This is a genomic window from Rhodoferax sp. RT4P68 (genome assembly GCF_056521305.1).
Map to the genome: position 1 here is coordinate 264,780 of NZ_JBWMBB010000005.1, position 15,816 is coordinate 280,595.

15 protein-coding genes are annotated in these 15,816 nt (G+C 68.5%); 6 read left to right on the top strand and 9 right to left on the bottom strand.

The features are described 5' to 3' along the window. Positions 1-51 precede the first annotated feature (51 nt). A complete protein-coding gene (locus AC099J_RS13190) occupies positions 52-825 on the top strand; it encodes a DUF481 domain-containing protein (RefSeq protein WP_479615711.1) in 774 nt (257 codons plus the stop codon). 30 nt (positions 826-855) lie between these two features. Here AC099J_RS13190 and pyk read toward each other — a convergent pair whose 3' ends face one another. Continuing rightward, complete coding sequence (pyk, locus tag AC099J_RS13195; RefSeq protein WP_479615712.1) at positions 856-2,304, bottom strand: pyruvate kinase; 1,449 nt, start codon at positions 2,302-2,304, stop codon at positions 856-858. 195 nt (positions 2,305-2,499) lie between these two features. Between pyk and AC099J_RS13200 the strand changes: the two genes are divergently transcribed. Beyond that, positions 2,500-3,621: a fatty acid desaturase gene (locus AC099J_RS13200; protein ID WP_479615713.1), complete on the top strand. Its 1,122-nt coding sequence runs from the start codon at positions 2,500-2,502 to the stop codon at positions 3,619-3,621. Positions 3,622-3,698: 77 nt separating this feature from the next. Then, the gene (locus AC099J_RS13205) at positions 3,699-4,574 is read left to right on the top strand and encodes a DUF3014 domain-containing protein (protein WP_479615714.1); all 876 of its coding nucleotides are present in this window, start codon (positions 3,699-3,701) and stop codon (positions 4,572-4,574) included. Between the two features lie 9 nt (positions 4,575-4,583). Here AC099J_RS13205 and AC099J_RS13210 read toward each other — a convergent pair whose 3' ends face one another. The 6 genes from AC099J_RS13210 to def all read right to left on the bottom strand — a co-directional run bounded on the left by AC099J_RS13210 (position 4,584) and on the right by def (position 9,001). Then, entirely contained in the window at positions 4,584-5,777 is a 1,194-nt protein-coding gene (locus AC099J_RS13210; RefSeq protein WP_479615715.1) for a phosphoglycerate kinase, read from the bottom strand. Between the two features lie 56 nt (positions 5,778-5,833). Then, a complete protein-coding gene (locus AC099J_RS13215) occupies positions 5,834-6,175 on the bottom strand; it encodes an AzlD domain-containing protein (protein WP_479615716.1) in 342 nt (113 codons plus the stop codon). Positions 6,176-6,236: 61 nt separating this feature from the next. Next, positions 6,237-6,977, bottom strand: coding sequence for an AzlC family ABC transporter permease (locus tag AC099J_RS13220; protein ID WP_479615717.1), 741 nt, complete (start codon positions 6,975-6,977; stop codon positions 6,237-6,239). Beyond that, positions 6,977-7,939 (bottom strand): methionyl-tRNA formyltransferase, encoded by a 963-nt coding sequence (gene fmt, locus AC099J_RS13225; protein WP_479615718.1) that lies wholly within the window; start codon positions 7,937-7,939, stop codon positions 6,977-6,979. Before fmt ends, AC099J_RS13220 begins: the two co-directional genes overlap by 1 nt. 30 nt (positions 7,940-7,969) lie before the next feature. Next, positions 7,970-8,461 (bottom strand): hypothetical protein, encoded by a 492-nt coding sequence (locus AC099J_RS13230; RefSeq protein ID WP_479615719.1) that lies wholly within the window; start codon positions 8,459-8,461, stop codon positions 7,970-7,972. Positions 8,462-8,479: 18 nt separating this feature from the next. After that, positions 8,480-9,001: a peptide deformylase gene (def, locus tag AC099J_RS13235; RefSeq protein ID WP_479615720.1), complete on the bottom strand. Its 522-nt coding sequence runs from the start codon at positions 8,999-9,001 to the stop codon at positions 8,480-8,482. A gap of 198 nt (positions 9,002-9,199) precedes the next feature. On the opposite strand from def, the gene AC099J_RS13240 reads away from it, so the two are divergent. The 3 genes from AC099J_RS13240 to AC099J_RS13250 all read left to right on the top strand — a co-directional run bounded on the left by AC099J_RS13240 (position 9,200) and on the right by AC099J_RS13250 (position 12,141). Then, positions 9,200-10,390 (top strand): LysM peptidoglycan-binding domain-containing protein, encoded by a 1,191-nt coding sequence (locus AC099J_RS13240; protein WP_479615721.1) that lies wholly within the window; start codon positions 9,200-9,202, stop codon positions 10,388-10,390. Between the two features lie 34 nt (positions 10,391-10,424). Further along, positions 10,425-11,582, top strand: coding sequence for a DNA-processing protein DprA (gene dprA, locus AC099J_RS13245; protein ID WP_479615722.1), 1,158 nt, complete (start codon positions 10,425-10,427; stop codon positions 11,580-11,582). A gap of 64 nt (positions 11,583-11,646) precedes the next feature. Further along, a complete protein-coding gene (locus AC099J_RS13250) occupies positions 11,647-12,141 on the top strand; it encodes a Smg family protein (protein WP_479615723.1) in 495 nt (164 codons plus the stop codon). Positions 12,142-12,148: 7 nt separating this feature from the next. On the opposite strand, the gene AC099J_RS13255 is transcribed toward AC099J_RS13250, so the two are convergent. Further along, positions 12,149-14,746, bottom strand: a complete 2,598-nt coding sequence (locus tag AC099J_RS13255; protein WP_479615724.1) for a DUF1631 family protein — start codon at positions 14,744-14,746, stop codon at positions 12,149-12,151. Between the two features lie 12 nt (positions 14,747-14,758). After that, positions 14,759-15,715 (bottom strand): protein translocase subunit SecF, encoded by a 957-nt coding sequence (gene secF, locus AC099J_RS13260; protein WP_479615725.1) that lies wholly within the window; start codon positions 15,713-15,715, stop codon positions 14,759-14,761. Positions 15,716-15,816: the final 101 nt, after the last annotated feature.

The window sequence follows — 15,816 nt, forward strand, 5'->3', positions numbered from 1 at the left end:
CACACCACCAGCGGGTCCAATCGAATTTTTCAGCCAAGAAAGATGATTCGCATGCACTTGAGTACCCTGCCCCTGCGCGCCACCGCCACTGCGGCGGCCTTGCTGGCAGCCCCGCTGCTGGCGTCGGCCCAGGTCACGTTGAAGCCGGACAACCAGTGGCGCTACCTGCTGACCGCAGGCGCCAATGCGTCCACCGGCAACAGCAAGTCGGCCGCACTGAATGTGAGCGCCGAGGCCGCCCGGGTCAGCAACATCGACAAATGGACCGTCGTCGGTCAGGCCAACTACGCCCGCCACGACGGTGTGACCGAAACCGAGCGCTATGCGCTGGGCACGCAGTACACGCGCGATCTGACGCCGGTGTGGTTCGGCTTCGGCACGGCCGATGCGTTGCGCGACCCGCTGGCCAACATTTCCACGCGCATGTCCGTGGCATCGGGTGTGGGCTACCACCTGGTCAGGAACGAGCGCACCACCTTCGACGTCTCCGGGGGTCTGGGCTACAGCCGCGACCGCTACAGCCAGCCGGCGCAGGTCGACGGCCAACTGCGCGACACGTATGGCCGCCTGGAGCTGGTGCTGGCCGAAGAATCGAACCACAAGCTGACCGACACCACCAGCCTGCGCCAGCGCTTCGCGGTGTTCCCGAATCTGCGCGACACGGGTGCGTACCGCGCCACGTTCGATACCAACATCACGGTGGCCATGACCAAGGATATGAACCTGACGGCCGGGCTGAGCTACCGCTACAACAGCGACCCGGGCGTGGGTGTGAAGAAGACGGACGCGATGTTCATCACCGGCGTGTCGTTCCGCTTCGACTGACGCGGCCGCGCGCCGCAGCGTCGGCGCGCGTCAGCTGACCTTGCAGATCTTCAGCATGTTGGTGCCGCCGGGCGCGCCCATGGGCTCGCCGCAGGTGATGGCGTAGACATCACCGCTCTGCACGATGCCGCGCTTCTTCAGGTGGGCCTCCGCCTGCTCCAGCGCCGTGTCACGGTCGGTGTGCACGTCCATCAGCAGCGGGCGCACATTGCGGTAGAGCGCCAGCTTGCGCTGCGTGGCCAGGCGCGAGGTGAGCGCGTACATGGAGATGTGGGCACGGTGGCGGCTCATCCACAGCATGGTGGAGCCGGATTCGGTCAAGGCCACGATGGCCTTGGCGCCGACATGGTGCGCCGTGAACAGCGCGCCCATGGCGATGGACTGGTCGATGCGGCTGTAGCTGCGGCCGCTGAAGTCGGCGTCCAGCTGCTTGTCTTCGGCGGCCTCGGCAGCCTCGCAGATGCGGCTCATCTCCTGCACCGTCTCCAGCGGGTAGCGGCCTGAGGCCGTCTCGGCCGACAGCATCACGGCGTCGGTGCCGTCCAGCACGGCATTGGCCACGTCGCTGACTTCGGCGCGCGTGGGCACTGGGTTGCTGATCATGGACTCCATCATCTGCGTAGCAGTGATGACCACCTTGTCCATGTCGCGCGCCATGCGGATCATCTTTTTCTGCAGCGCCGGCACGGCGGCGTTGCCGACCTCCACCGCCAGGTCGCCGCGCGCCACCATGATGCCGTCGCTGGCGCGCAGGATTTCTTCCAGACGGGGGATGGCCTCGGCCCGCTCGATCTTGGCGATCATGCCGGGCTTGTGGCCGTACTCGGCCGCCGCCACGTTGCACAGCTGGCGCGCCATTTCCATGTCGGTGGCGTTCTTGGGAAAGCTCACCGCCACGTAGTCGGCCTGGAAACTCATGGCGGTCTTGATGTCCTCCATGTCCTTGAGCGTCAACGCCGGCGCGGTCAGGCCGCCACCTTCCTTGTTGATGCCCTTGTTGTTGGACAGCTCGCCGCCCAGCTTGACGGTGGTGTGCACCTGTTCACCCTTGACACCGTCCACCGTCAACACGATCAGGCCGTCGTTGAGCAGCAGGCGGTCGCCGGCCTTCACGTCACGCGGCAAGTCCTTGTAGTCCAGACCGACGCCGTTGATGTCGCCCAGCTCGGTGCGGACTGCATCCAACACGAACTTCTCGCCCGGCACCAGTTGCACCTTGCCTTCGACGAACTTGCCGACGCGGATCTTGGGGCCCTGCAGGTCGGCCATGATGGCGACCTCGCGACCTGCCTTGCGCGCGGCCTCGCGCACCATGGCGGCACGGGCGATGTGGTCCTGCGCCGTGCCGTGGCTGAAGTTCAGGCGCACGACGCTGACCTTGTGCACGATCATCTGCTCGAGCATCTCCGGTGTATTGGAGGCTGGCCCCAATGTCGCGACGATCTTGGTCGCGTGGCGGGGCAGTCGGTTCTGGCTCATTCTTGTCTCCTTGGGCTGGCGTCATTCCTGCGCGGCGCCCGCGCGGGCGATGAAAGCCCGCGCATTCTCACACGCGGTAACCGCGTGGAAACTCGAGGCGGCGCGCCATCGGTCGCGCCATCTGTTGACCGGGATCAGCGACGCCTCGCCCGCCCGCGGTTACGGTGGGGGCACCGATTCGCTCATCACCGTGCCATGCTGCCTGCTCCCGATCCCGCCCCGCCGACGACGCTGCCCGCGCCCTTGCCGACGGGCACACCATTGCCCCACCGCAAGACCATCCGCGCCTGGCTGATCCCGATCTCCCAGCGCAGCACGGTGCACGCGCTGGCCCTGCTGGCCTTCGACCTGCTGCTGTTCACAGCGCTGATCGCCGGCACCGTGGCGCTGCATCCCATCTGGCTGCGCGCCCTGTGCGGGTTGGCGGCCGGCTTCGTGATCGGCCGCCTGTTCATCATCGGCCACGACGGCTGCCACCAGAGCCTGACACCGCACCGCCGGCTGAACAAGTGGCTGGGCCGCATCGCCTTCCTGCCCTCGCTGACGGCCTTCAGCTTGTGGGACATGGGCCACAACGTGGTGCACCACGGCTTCACGAATCTGAAGGGCGTGGACTTCGTCTGGGCACCGCTGACCCGGGCCGAGTACGAGGCCCTGCCGCCGCTGCGCCGTGCGATGGAGCGCCTGTACCGCAGCGGCTGGGGGCCGGGCCTCTACTACATGGTGGAGATCTGGTGGAAGAAGATGATGTTCCCGAACCAGGAGGCCATGGGCAAGACCTGGCGGCCGATCTTCACCAAGGACTGCACGCTGGTCACCGGCTTTGCCGCGCTGTGGATTGCCGCGCTGGTGGCGGGTGCTCTCGCGACGGGCCAGGCCGTGTGGCTCGCGGTGCTGCTGGGTTTTGTCGTGCCGATGGCGTTCTGGTTCCACATGATCGGCTTTGTGATCTACGGCCACCACACGCATGTGCGCGTGCAGTGGCATGACGAGAAAGCAGCCTGGCAACGGGCGCAACCCTTCGTGTCGACCACGGTGCACTTGTGCTTTCCGCTGCAGATCGGCGCGCTGATCCACCACATCATGGAGCACACGGCGCACCACGTGGACATGAGCATCCCGCTGTACCGGCTGAAGGAGGCGCAAAAGACGCTGGAGCATCTGCTGCCGGGCCGCATCATCGTGCAGCGCTTTTCATGGCGCTGGTATTTCGACACCGCACGCGCCTGCAAGCTCTACGACTTCTCGCGCCAGTGCTGGACCGATTTCCAAGGCAGCGCCACCAGCCCCCGGCGTGCGGCCGTGCCCACCAACTGACGCACGCGACACGCCGGCATGGAACGCCGGCGCCCGGGCAGAGTCGGACGGTCAAACCCGCACCACAGGAGACCGACATGCCCGAACACGACCCTGCCGCCCTGCGGCCGCGCGAATCATCCTCTTTCGGCGGCGTGGTGGCCATCGCGGTGGCGCTGCTGCTCGCAGCCGGCGCCTGGTGGTTCTGGTGGCGCACGCCGGACACCCCGACTGCACCGCCTGTGGCCGTGGCCCCTGCTGCCCCGCCCGCGGCGGCACCCGCCGAGCCTTCGGGCCCGCACTACCCATTGGCGGCGCTGCCGCCGCCAGACCCGGCATTGCCGGCCCTGGCTGCTGCCGATACCCACGTCACCGACGCGCTGGCCGCCCTGTTCGGCCGGGGCCCGGTGTCCGCGCTGCTGCAGACAGACGGCTTCGTGCCGCGCGTCGTCGCCACGGTGGACAACCTCACACGCGCGCAGGCGCCGGCCCGGCTGTGGCCGGTGCACGCGACAGCGGCGCGTTTCCAGGTGGAGGGCGAAGGCGCGGCCCAGGTCATCGCGCCGGCGAACGCGAAGCGCTATGACGCGCTGCTGACCCTGGCCGAGTCAGTGTCGGCGGACCGCGTGGCCGCGCTGTACGTGCGGCTGTACCCGCTGTTTCAGCAGGCCTACGAAGAGCTGGGCTATCCGCGTGGCTACTTCAACGACCGCCTGGTTGCCGTGCTGGACCATCTGCAGCAGGCGCCTGAGCCGCAGGGGCCGCTGCGCGTACAGGTGACCGAGGTGAAGGGCCCATTCGCCGATCCACGCCCCTGGGTGCGCTACGAGTTCACCGATCCAGCGCTGCAGAACCTGTCCAGCGGCCAGAAGATGCTGGTCCGTATGGGGCCGGCGAACGAGCGGCGGGCCAAGGCACTGTTGGCCGACCTGCGCCGCCACGTGGCGACGGGGGCCGTCACCCGAGCGCAATAGCCCGGGCGATCAGCCCGCAGCGCGCCTGGCCAGGATCTCGAAGGCCGGCAGCGTCTTGCCTTCCAGCACTTCCAGGAAGGCCCCGCCGCCGGTCGAGATGTAGCCCACATCTTTTTCGATGCCGTACTTGGCGATGGCGGCCAACGTGTCGCCGCCACCGGCGATGCTGAACGCGCTGCTCTGCGCGATGGCGCGCGCGATGGCCTCGGTGCCACCGGCGAAGGCGTCGAACTCGAACACACCGACCGGGCCGTTCCACACGATGGTGCCGGCCTGCTGCAGTTGCGCGGCCAGCCGGGCCGCGGTCTTGGGGCCGATGTCCAGGATCAGGTCGTCCTCGGCCACGTCCGCAGCGGCTTTGACGGTGGCTGGCGCATCGGCCGAGAAGGTCTTGGCGGTGACCACGTCCTCGGGAATCGGCACCTCGGCGCCGCGCGCCTTCATGGCCTCGATCACGGCCTTGGCTTCGCCGACGAGGTCGGCCTCGGCCAGGCTCTTGCCGATGGGCAGGCCCGCGGCCAGCAGGAACGTGTTGGCGATACCGCCGCCGACGATCAAGCCGTCCACGTTGTTCGACAGCGATTTCAGGATGGTCAGCTTGGTGCTGACCTTGGAGCCGGCGACGATGGCCACCAGCGGGCGCTTCGGGTTGGCCAGCGCCTTGCCGATGGCGTCGATCTCGGCCGCCAGCAGCGGGCCGGCGCACGCCACGGGCGCGAATTCGGCGATGCCGTAGGTCGTGCCCTCGGCCCGGTGCGCGGTGCCGAAGGCGTCGTTCACGAACACGTCGCACAGTGCGGCGAGTTTCTTCGCCAACTCGGGCTTGTTCTTCTTCTCGCCGACGTTGCCGCGGCAGTTCTCCAGCATCACCACCTCGCCAGGGGCGACCTGCACGCCGTCGACCCAGTCGGCGACCAGGCGCACCTCGCGGCCCAGCAGCTCCCCCAGGCGCTTGGCAACCGGGGCCAGCGAGTCCTGTGGCGTGAGCGCGCCTTCGGTCGGGCGGCCCAGGTGCGAGGTCACCATGACAGCGGCGCCGGCATCCAGCGCCATGCGGATGCAGGGCACGGAAGCGCGGATGCGGGTGTCCTCGGTGATCGCGCCGGCATCGTCCTGCGGCACGTTCATGTCGGCGCGGATGAACACGCGTTGGCCAGCAAGCTTGCCTTGGGCACAGAGGTCGGAAAAGCGCAGGACGTTCATGGTGATGGGGCTGGAGTGGTTGCAAAAATGTGCGCGGAATTCTAGGTCGCAGGCCCCTACCAGCCCAGCCCCAAGTGCAACGGCAGGTAGACCGCCATGCCCGCCAGCATGGTGCCCAGCACGCCACCGCGCCAGAAGTACCAGGCCACGCCGACCGCCATGGCGTACAGCCGCGCGTCCTGCCAGGTCGTGACCAGATGGCCCTGGGTCATGACAATCTCGGGCGCGATCACGGCCGTCAGCGCAGCCACCGGCGCATAGTGCAGCGCGCGGTGGGCCCAGTCCGGCAAGCCCCACGGCCGGTCCAGGATGAAGAAGAAGCAGCGCGTCAGCACCGTCACGCCAGCCAGGCCGACGATCACGGCGAGCGTCCACAGGTCGGTGCCTTCGGTGTTCATCGCCATGCCCTCGTGGCCCGCACTGCGGTGTGCGTCGGCTGGGGGCGGCTGGGCACTGGGCTCACTTGGCATCCTCCGCATCCGCATCCAGGCCGAGCTGCTTTTCCAGCCAGAAGCAGACCAGCACCGCCGCGCCGATGCCGGCCACGATGTTGAGCTTGAGCGGCAGCGCGTAGGCGGCCACCGCCGTCGCGGCAGCGATCAGCGACGCCAGGATGCGCAGGCGCGTCGTCGCCATCGAACAGACGATGGCGACCAGGCTCAGCACACCCGCAAAACCCAGGCCCCAGGCACTGGGGATCAGGTTCGCCAATGCGATGCCGACCAGGCTCAGCACCATCCACGACAGCCACGTCGCACAGTAGCCACCGGTGAGGTAGGCCTCTTGCGACTCGCGCTCGGCCGCCGTGGCGCCGGGCTCGGCATAGCGCCGTGTGAACATGGCATAACTGAGGTCAGCCGTCAGGTAACCGTGCAGCAGCCGGCGCCAACGCGGCATGTACAGCAGGTAGGGCCGCAGGTGCAGGCTGAACACGACGAACCGCAGGTTCACGCAGAAGCCCGTGGCCAGCACCACCCAGCCCGGCGCGCCGGCCACCAGCAGCGGCAGCGCGGCCAGCTGCGAACTGCCGGCATAGACCAGCAGCGTCATGGCGACCGATTCCACCACCCCGAGGCCGGACTTGACCATGGCCACCCCGGTCATCAGGCCCCAGGCGCCAATGCCCACGGCGGCGGGCGCCATGTCGGTCCAGCCTTCGCGGAAGGCGGGGCGACGCCGGATCTCGGAGGAGAGGAACATCAGTCGGCCGGGCCGCCCAGGCACTGGCCGGCCTGCAGGGCAAAACCGCGCAGGAAGTCGGCCGCCGGCAGGCGCTTGCCGCCGGCGCGCTGCAACTCGGTCAGCACGACCGTGCCCTCACGCGCGGCCACGGCGATGCCGTCCGCGTTGGCCGCCAGCACGGTACCGGGGGCTGCGCCAGGCGCGCCGGGCCACTGCTGTGCAGCCCAGCATTTGATGGTTTCACCGCTCGCCTCGGTGGAGGCGCCGGGAAACGGGTCGAAGGCGCGAATGCGGCGCACGATGGCAGCGGCATCGTGCGACCAGTCGATGCGCGCTTCGGTCTTCTCGATCTTGTGCGCGTAGGTCACGCCGTCCTGCGGCTGGGGCACCGGGCGCAGCGTGCCGGCCTCGGCCTGGCGCAGCGCCTGCACGACCATGCGCGCGCCCAGGTCGGCCAGGCGGTCGTGCAGCAGCGCGGTGCTGTCCTCGCCGATGGCCAACGGCTCGCGCAGCAGCATGTCGCCGGTGTCCAGCCCGGCGTCCATCTGCATGATGGTGACGCCGGTCTGCGTGTCGCCGGCCTCGATCGCGCGGTGGATCGGTGCGGCACCACGCCAGCGTGGCAGCAGGCTGGCGTGGATGTTCAGGCAGCCCAGGCGCGGCACATCGAGCACCCATTGCGGCAGGATCAGGCCGTAGGCGGCCACCACCATCGCGTCGGCCCGCGCGGCCAGCAGCGCGTCACGCGCGGCGGCGGCGTCGTCGGGGTACTTGCCGTCCAGCCGCAGGCTGCGCGGCTGCGCCAGCGGCCAGCCGTGCTCCAGCGCCAACTGCTTGACGGGCGAGGCCTGCAGCTTCATGCCGCGGCCGGCCGGCCGGTCGGGCTGGGTCAGCACCAGGGGGATTTCAAAGCCAGCCGCCTGCAATGCGGCCAGGGCCGAGCGGGCAAACACGGGCGTGCCCGCAAACACGATGCGCATCGGTCGGAAATCTTCAGGAAGGGGGCAGGGTCACTGGGCGGTATGGCGCATGTTGCGCCAATCCATGCCCTCATGGGCACGGCGGACCACGCCAGCGTTGTCCAGGTAGACCCAGAAGTAGCGGTCGATCATGCCCGCGCGCCAGCGGTAAGTGAGGATGGGGCCGGCCCACCCGGCCACGCGCTCGCGGTCAAAGGTGGGACCGAATTCGCGCTCGACATCGGCGCGCGTCCAGCTGCCATCGGTGGCGATGCGGGCGAAGTCCTGCTCCGTCATCACCTGGCGCGTGCGCAGCACCTGGCCGGATGCGTCCAGGTCGATCATGAAGACCTCCTGGCCTTCCGGCTGCTGCGAGTACTGCAGCCGCTCGCCGCCGGTCACCGGCACGCTGCGGGTGGGCTGGCCCCAGGCGTCGATGACCTGGGCGCGGGTCATGCCCGGGGTCACACCCGCGCAGCCGGCCAAGAGCGCCGACAACGCGACGACCGCCATGGCACCGAGGCTGCGAACACGCGAGCACATGGCGATCTGCATGCCGCGTCAGGCCGTCGCTTCGCGGGCGTTCTCGCGCTGCGCTTTCAGCATCTTGGTCTTGATGCGGTTGCGCTTGAGTGGCGACAGGTATTCCAGGAACACCTTGCCCAGCAGGTGGTCCATCTCGTGCTGGATGCAGACCGCGAGCAGGCCGTCCGCCTCGACGCTGCGCTGCTGGCCCTGGGCATCCATCGCCTTGACCTTCACCTTGATCGAGCGCGCTACGCTGTCGTAGACGCCCGGCACCGACAAGCAGCCTTCGTCGCTCACTTCACGCTCGGCACTGGCCCAGGTGATCTCGGGGTTGATCAGCACCAGCGGCTGGTCGCGCTCTTCAGAAACGTCGATCACGATGACGCGCTCGTGCACGTCGATCTGGGTGGCCGCAAGGCCGATGCCCTTGGCGTCGTACATGGTCTCCAGCATGTCGGCCACCAGCGCCTGGACGCGTGCATCGACCTGCTGCACAGGTCGGGCGACGGTGTGCAGGCGCGGATCGGGAAACTGAAGAATGGGAAGGAGCGCCATGGGAACGATTGGATCGGGGTTGTCGCTATTTTCGCCACTTTTGAAACGCCGGTCGGACGCGCAAGTCAATAATCGTTGCCCCCTCAGGGCCTTGGGCGCAAAATTGCGCCTGTTTTTCAGGCACCCCGGCCCGCCCGGCGGCGCCGCAACCGACCCCGTCACCTGGGGGTGTTTCTGGTGCAACGAGCTATGAACAACATGATGGGATTCGCCTCGATCGGGGCCCTGCTGACGGCTTCGCTGCTGGCAGAGCCCGCGCTGGCCCAGACCCATCCGATCACCCCGACCCAGCGCGGCACCGCGGAGCAGGTCGCCCAGCGCGGCGTGCCGCTGACGGAGCTGGCGCCCAGCGCACCCGACAGCTACACCGTGAAGAGCGGCGACACGCTGTGGGGCATCGCCGGCCTGTTCCTGGCCCGGCCCTGGCGCTGGCCCGAGCTGTGGGGCATGAACCTGCAGGAGATCCGCGACCCCCACCTGATCTACCCGGGCCAGCAGTTGTTCCTGCTGAAGCAGGACGGGCGCGCCTTGCTCGGCCTGCGCGGCGGCGGCATGGACGGGCAGACCGTGCGCATTTCGCCGCGCACGCGCTACGAGCCCCTCTCGGCCAGCGCACTGCCGACGCTGAGCCCCAGCGTGATCGAACCGTTCCTGGCAGAACCCGTGGTGGTCGACGAGGCCGAACTGCAGCGCGCGCCGCGCATCGTCGCCACCCGCGACGACCGCGTCATGCTCAGCAAGGGTGACCGCGCCTACGGCCGTGGTTCGCCCGAGGCGCCGCTGGCCGATGCGCCCGGCCAGCCGCCAGCGAACTTTCGCGTGGTGCGCAACGCCGTGCCGCTGAAGGACCCGGTGACTGGCGAAGTGCTGGGCTACGAGGCCTTCTACCTCGGCAAAGCGGTGCTGCTGCAAGGTGAGAGCACGCGCGAGACGCCCGACAAGGACGGCAAGATCGTCGTCGATGTGGTGCCGGCCTCGCTCGACATCCTGTCCACCCGCGAGGAAATCCGCGTCGGCGACCGCCTGCTACCCGAGCCACCGCGCGAGCTGCTGAGCTACGTGCCGCGTGCGCCGGGCCAGGCCGTCGACGGCCGGGTGGTGTCCATTTACGGCAGCGGCGTGGCCAACGCCAACGCCGCGCAGAGCCAGGTGGTGTCGATCAACAAGGGCAGCCGCGACGGACTCGAACGCGGCCACGTGCTGACCGTGCTGAGCAGCGGTGCCCGCCTGCGCGACCGCACCGACCCCGACAAGCCCATGATGCGGCTGCCCGACGAGACCAACGGCATGCTGATGGTGTTCCGTACGTTCGAGCGTGTGTCCTACGGGCTGATCCTGGACATCCAGAACGGCGTCAAGGTCGGCGACAGGCTGGTCTCGCCGCGCTGACCGCCACGCACGCCACGGGCCGGGAAGCGCACGCATGGAGCGCGGCGAACTGGGCCACTGGCTGCGCCTGCTGCGCACGCCCGAGGTCGGCAACGACACGGCACGCCGGCTGCTGACGGCCTTCGGCAGCCCGGCGGCGGTGTTCGCGCAGGACGCCACCACGTTGGCGTCCGTTGTGACGCCGTTGCAGCAGCAGTCGCTGTTGCAACCGCCCCCAGGCTTCGATGACTTGCTGGATGCCACCTGGCGCTGGCTGCACGAGGCGCCCGATGACGCTGCGCAGCGCCGCGTCCTGGTGCTGGGCGACGCCGACTATCCCGCTGCCCTGCTGCAGATGGAGGACCCGCCGCTGCTGCTGCACGCCATGGGCTGCTTCGATGCCTGGCCGGCGTTTGCAACGCAGGAGCCGGTGGTCGACAGCATCGCCATCGTCGGCAGCCGCCACCCCACGCCGCAGGGCCGGGCCAACGCCGAGCAGTTCGCACGCCAGTGCAGCGCGGCGGGCTGGACCGTCGTCTCCGGCCTGGCGGCGGGTGTGGACGGTGCCGCGCACACGGGCGCACTGAAGGGCGCGGCCGATCAGCCCGGCATGCTGGCCACGGTGGCGGTGGTCGGCACAGGCCTGGACCGGGTCTACCCGAAGGCCCATCTGGCACTGGCGCATGCGATCGCGCGGCAGGGGGTCATCCTCAGCGAATACACACTGGGCACGCCACCCATCGCGGCGAATTTTCCGCGCCGCAACCGGTTGATCGCCGGACTGACCCGCGGCACCCTGGTGGTGGAGGCAGCGCTGCGCTCGGGCTCGCTGATCACCGCGCGGCTGGCGTCCGAGCAGGGCAAAGAGGTGTTCGCCATCCCCGGCTCGATCCACTCGCTGCAATCGCGCGGCTGCCACGCATTGATCCGCCAGGGCGCCAAGCTGGTGGAAACCGCCGAGGACATCTTCGAGGAGTTTGCACCCACCGGTCGGCCTCTCGCGGCCACAGGATCTGTGACCACATCGGCGTCAGAGCCGTTGGGCGACGATCTGCTGGAGCACATCGGCTTCGACCCGATCGGCCTGGACGCGCTGGCTGCACGCACGGGGCTGGATGCTGCGCACCTGCAGGCCCGCCTGCTGACGCTGGAACTCGACGGCCACATCGTGCGGCTGCCGGGCGCGCTGTTCCAGCGATTCGTCGGCGCCTGAACCTGCATCGTCGTATTTGCGGCACAGCGCCTGGCACGACAGACCGCTGCGCTATATTGAAGCCATGTTCGAAGTGCTTGTTTTCGTGTATGAAAACTACTGGCGCGGGGATGCCTGCCCCGAGCCCGCGCAACTGGGCCGCAAGCTCAGTGCCGTCGGCTTCGACGCCGACGAGATCGAGGCAGCGCTCGACTGGCTCGGCGGCCTGCACCACGCGGCGCAGGGCACCGTGCCGGACGACGATGCGGCCGACGACGCCTCCCCCAGCCTGGAGCTGGCCACAACCTCGGATGCGATGCGCGTTTACGCGGTGGCAGAGCAGGAACACCTGGGCGCCGAGTGCCTGGGCTTCGTGCACTTCCTGGAATCTGCCGGCGTGCTGCCGGCGCCCATGCGCGAGATCGTGCTGGACCGCGCCATGGCCGCGCAGGGCGGTCCCGTGGCGCTGGCCGACCTGAAGATCATCGTGCTGATGGTGTACTGGAGCTTTGGCACCGAGCCCGACGCGCTGGTGCTCGACGAGCTGTGCCAGGACGCGGCGGCCCGCGTCGCCCACTGACAGAGGCTCAGGTCGCCAGCAGGCGCCCGGGGTTTGCGTCCAGCTTCTCCAGCGCCTGGCGCGTGGCGCGCAGCGTCAGCGCCTCTTCTTCCTGCGGCACCAGCAGGCCGGCCTGCAGATAGACGGCCAGGCGCTTGGCCTGGACGAGGTAGCTGCGCCCATCCATCGAGGCAAACAGGTGCAGCTGCCTGCGCTCGCTGCGCCACGCGAACTGCACCTGGCTGATCTTCTGGTTGTGGTCCAGCGTGAACCAGTGGCCCAGCTGCAGCTCGTAGACCCAGGCCAGCATGGCCTCGCTGGGCTTGGCGCCAGCATCCGGAATCACGTCGATCGACGAGGCATCGATGCCCAGCATCATCTCGATGCTGTCGGCGTCCAGCGGCAGGTCGCCCATGCTCTCGTCGGTGACGAAGTCTTCAAGGTTCGCCAGCCGCGCCGCCATCTGGTCGATGCGGGCCTGTGGAATGGCTTCGGTCTTGGACATGAAGGCGTCGGCCAGCGTGTCGCTCAGGCGCTTGATGTGCACCTCCTGCGCGGCAGACGGCATGCCCAGCAGCGTCATGCCCTGGCGCAGGCGCTGCAGCAGTTGCGGCAGGCTCTGGATCACACGCGCGCGGTCGGCCCGATTGGGTTTGGCGCTTGCGGCCCAGACCAGGTCGGCGGCCGAGCGCTTGAGGGCGATGGTTTCCTCGTCCTGCGGGCCTTTGCGCACGGCGGCGAGCGACAGCACCTCGGCCCACACCTTGAACAGGAAATCGCGCACTTCATCGCGCACGGGAATGTCCTTGAGCATGTTGCGCAGCTCGATGGTGTATTGGATCGCCAGCGTCTCCTTCTGCTCGATCTGCTGCGCAACGCTGACGACCCGCTGCGCCGCACCCTTTTCGGTCAGGTACTTGGACAGGAACTTCAAGAACTCGTCGTAGACCAGCTGGAACACGCGCCGTCCGGTCTCCGGGTATTGCTCGATCACCTGCACCACGCGGCGGATCTCCGCCTCCAGCGCCGTGCCACCGATGGCGGCGGCGTCGAAGCCCATGGCGCACGAGCCCATGCGGTCGATCAACTGGCGCGCCGGATGGCTGAGCGTGCCGAAGAACTCGGGCTCGGCCAACGCCACGCGCAGCACCGGCAACTGCAGCCGCGCGAACCACACCCGCACCGATGGTGGGATGCGCTCTTCCGCCAGGATGCTCTGGAACATCAGCGCCACGATCTCGATCGTGGCCTTCTCATTGTTGGTACTGGCCTGGCGCTTGAGCTCGTTGGACCGCTCACGCAGCACGCCGGCCACGCGCTGCACGCCTGCGGGGCTGTAGTCCGTCGCCAGGCCCACGGCGGTGCTGCCGCCGATCAACTCGTCATCGGGCACGCTGCGTCGGCGGCTGATCGCGTAGGCCAGCGTCGGCGAAATCTCGTGCTTGGCCGTCGGCTCGAAAACGCTGGTGTGCTCTGTCAAGACGCGTCGCAACTGGCCGAGCACGCCTTGCGCCCGGCGTCGGGCTCGCGCCAGCGGGGACATCGACGCTGCGGCGGCCGCCGCCTCTTCCGGCGCACTGCGGGTGGGCTGGCCGCCATGCGACGACGCGCTGGCCTGCCCGCGCATGCCGCCGGCCTCGCCGGCACCAGGGCTGCGCCCTTGGCCGAAACCCTGGCCGGACGCCTCGCCCCGGTCTTGCCCAGCACCGGACATGTGGCCGGAACCCGGGCTGTGGCCGTGGCTTGCAAATCTGCCTGTCCCGCCCGCCCCACCTGTCCTGTCGCCGCCGCCGGTCCACCCCCCATGCCCCCCGCCAGCGCCAGCGCCAGATCCCGATGACGGGACACGCGCCGTAGACCCGTCACCGGTGCGTGCCCCATCACGGCCAGGCGACATCTCGCCGGAAACCGAGTCCGGACCGCCCCAGCTCGACGGGGGCATGCTGTTGCCACCGACAAGTCCACCGGAGGAAATTTCCGTCCGCTTGACGCGGTTGCGCAGGTCGGTCGACAGCTCGACGCCCGAGCTGCTGAGGACAGCGTTGCAGGAACTGCATGCCTTCTGGAAGTGCGCGCCCAACTCCTTTTGCAAGGTCGGCGCCAACCACTGCAGGACGGGCCGCTCCAGGCCGGCCTGGGCCCATTGCTCGATCAGCATGAGCACCAGCGCCTCGGGCCGCATGACATCCTGCGGCCCCAGCTCGTCGTTCCCGTCCAGTTGCAGCACCCGCGCGCGCAGGTCCGCGTACTCGCTGCCGGCCGCATCCTGCACGGCCAGACCAAGGCGCGCGGCCAGGATCTGGTTCTCGACCACCTCGTCGCCGACCAGCTCCAGAGCCGACGGCTGGCCGCGCGGCGCCACGGACGCAGCGGTGGCCACCGCTGCCCGCCCCCAGGCGGCCGAGGTGCCCTCTTCCCAGTGTCGGCTGCGGCTATGGAACAGCGTCCAGGCATCGCGCCGGTCCTGCATCTCGCGTGCGGCGCTGACCTGCTCCAGCAACTCGGTCAACCGCCCCTTGAGCGCGGCTCCCAACTGCGGCAGCGTAGCCCCCAACTCGGCCACGAAACGCTCGCGGACCCTGCTGGCCAGCTGCCGGTGCGCGGAAGTCGGGACGGCGGTGGTCATGGTGGGCGCAATCTACACGACGGCGCCGGCGTTGGGGTCATTCGGGTCCTCGTCCTTCTTGCTGCCGCCGGACTTGACCAAATCTTCACGCTTGACGCCCAGCCACATGGCGATGGCCGCTGCGACGAAGCAGGACGAGTAGATGCCGAACAAGATGCCGATGGTCAGCGCCAACGAGAAATAGTGCAGCGTGGGCCCGCCGAAGAAGAACATCGACAGCACGACCAGCTGCGTCGACCCGTGTGTGATGATGGTGCGGCTGATGGTCGACGTGATGGCGCTGTCGATCGCCTCGCCTGTCGTTTGCTTCCGGTAGCGCCGAAAGTTCTCGCGCACGCGGTCGAAGATCACCACCGACTCGTTCACCGAATAGCCCAGCACGGCCAGCACGGCGGCCAGCACAGCCAGCGAGAACTCCCACTGGAAGAAGGCGAAGAAGCCCAGGATGATGACCACGTCATGCAGATTGGCCACCACCGTGGCCACGGCGAACTTCCACTCGAAGCGGAACGCCAGATAGACCATGATGCCGACCACCACCATGGCCAGCGCCTTCACGCCGTTGGTGGTGAGCTCCTCGCCGACCTGCGGGCCGACGAACTCGACCCCGCGCAAAGTGACGCCGGGGTCGACCGCCTTCAGCGCATCGACGACCTGGGCGCTCTGCTGCGTGGCGTTCATGTCCTTGCGCGCGGGCAGCCGGATCTGCACATCGCGCGAAGAGCCGTAGGCCTGCACCAGCACCTCGGAGTAGCCCAGCGTGCCGACGGTCTCGCGCACCTTGCCGATATCGGCCGATTGCTCGTAGGCGACCTCCATCACCGTGCCGCCGGTGAACTCCACCGACAGGTGCAGCCCGCGGTGGAACAGAAAGAACACCGCCAGAGCGAAGGTGACGAACGAGACGATGTTCAGCACCAGCGCGTGGCGCATGAATGGGATCGTCTTGTGGATGCGGAAAAACTCCATGATCTCAATCCTTAGGCGGAGTTTTCAGAGAAGGCTCACATCTGCGCGCAGCGCATGTGATGCCGGAAGCAAGAATTCCATGGCGTACTTTGGACGACCTC

Bases quoted from the DNA above. Each gene is read 5' to 3' on its own strand.
- AC099J_RS13190 (WP_479615711.1), top strand. From the start codon at position 52: ATGCACTTGAGTACCCTGCCCCTGCGCGCCACCGCCACTGCGGCGGCC.
- pyk (WP_479615712.1), bottom strand. From the start codon at position 2,304: ATGAGCCAGAACCGACTGCCCCGCCACGCGACCAAGATCGTCGCGACA.
- AC099J_RS13200 (WP_479615713.1), top strand. From the start codon at position 2,500: ATGCTGCCTGCTCCCGATCCCGCCCCGCCGACGACGCTGCCCGCGCCC.
- AC099J_RS13205 (WP_479615714.1), top strand. From the start codon at position 3,699: ATGCCCGAACACGACCCTGCCGCCCTGCGGCCGCGCGAATCATCCTCT.
- AC099J_RS13210 (WP_479615715.1), bottom strand. From the start codon at position 5,777: ATGAACGTCCTGCGCTTTTCCGACCTCTGTGCCCAAGGCAAGCTTGCT.
- AC099J_RS13215 (WP_479615716.1), bottom strand. From the start codon at position 6,175: ATGAACACCGAAGGCACCGACCTGTGGACGCTCGCCGTGATCGTCGGC.
- AC099J_RS13220 (WP_479615717.1), bottom strand. From the start codon at position 6,977: ATGTTCCTCTCCTCCGAGATCCGGCGTCGCCCCGCCTTCCGCGAAGGC.
- fmt (WP_479615718.1), bottom strand. From the start codon at position 7,939: ATGCGCATCGTGTTTGCGGGCACGCCCGTGTTTGCCCGCTCGGCCCTG.
- AC099J_RS13230 (WP_479615719.1), bottom strand. From the start codon at position 8,461: ATGTGCTCGCGTGTTCGCAGCCTCGGTGCCATGGCGGTCGTCGCGTTG.
- def (WP_479615720.1), bottom strand. From the start codon at position 9,001: ATGGCGCTCCTTCCCATTCTTCAGTTTCCCGATCCGCGCCTGCACACC.
- AC099J_RS13240 (WP_479615721.1), top strand. From the start codon at position 9,200: ATGATGGGATTCGCCTCGATCGGGGCCCTGCTGACGGCTTCGCTGCTG.
- dprA (WP_479615722.1), top strand. From the start codon at position 10,425: ATGGAGCGCGGCGAACTGGGCCACTGGCTGCGCCTGCTGCGCACGCCC.
- AC099J_RS13250 (WP_479615723.1), top strand. From the start codon at position 11,647: ATGTTCGAAGTGCTTGTTTTCGTGTATGAAAACTACTGGCGCGGGGAT.
- AC099J_RS13255 (WP_479615724.1), bottom strand. From the start codon at position 14,746: ATGACCACCGCCGTCCCGACTTCCGCGCACCGGCAGCTGGCCAGCAGG.
- secF (WP_479615725.1), bottom strand. From the start codon at position 15,715: ATGGAGTTTTTCCGCATCCACAAGACGATCCCATTCATGCGCCACGCG.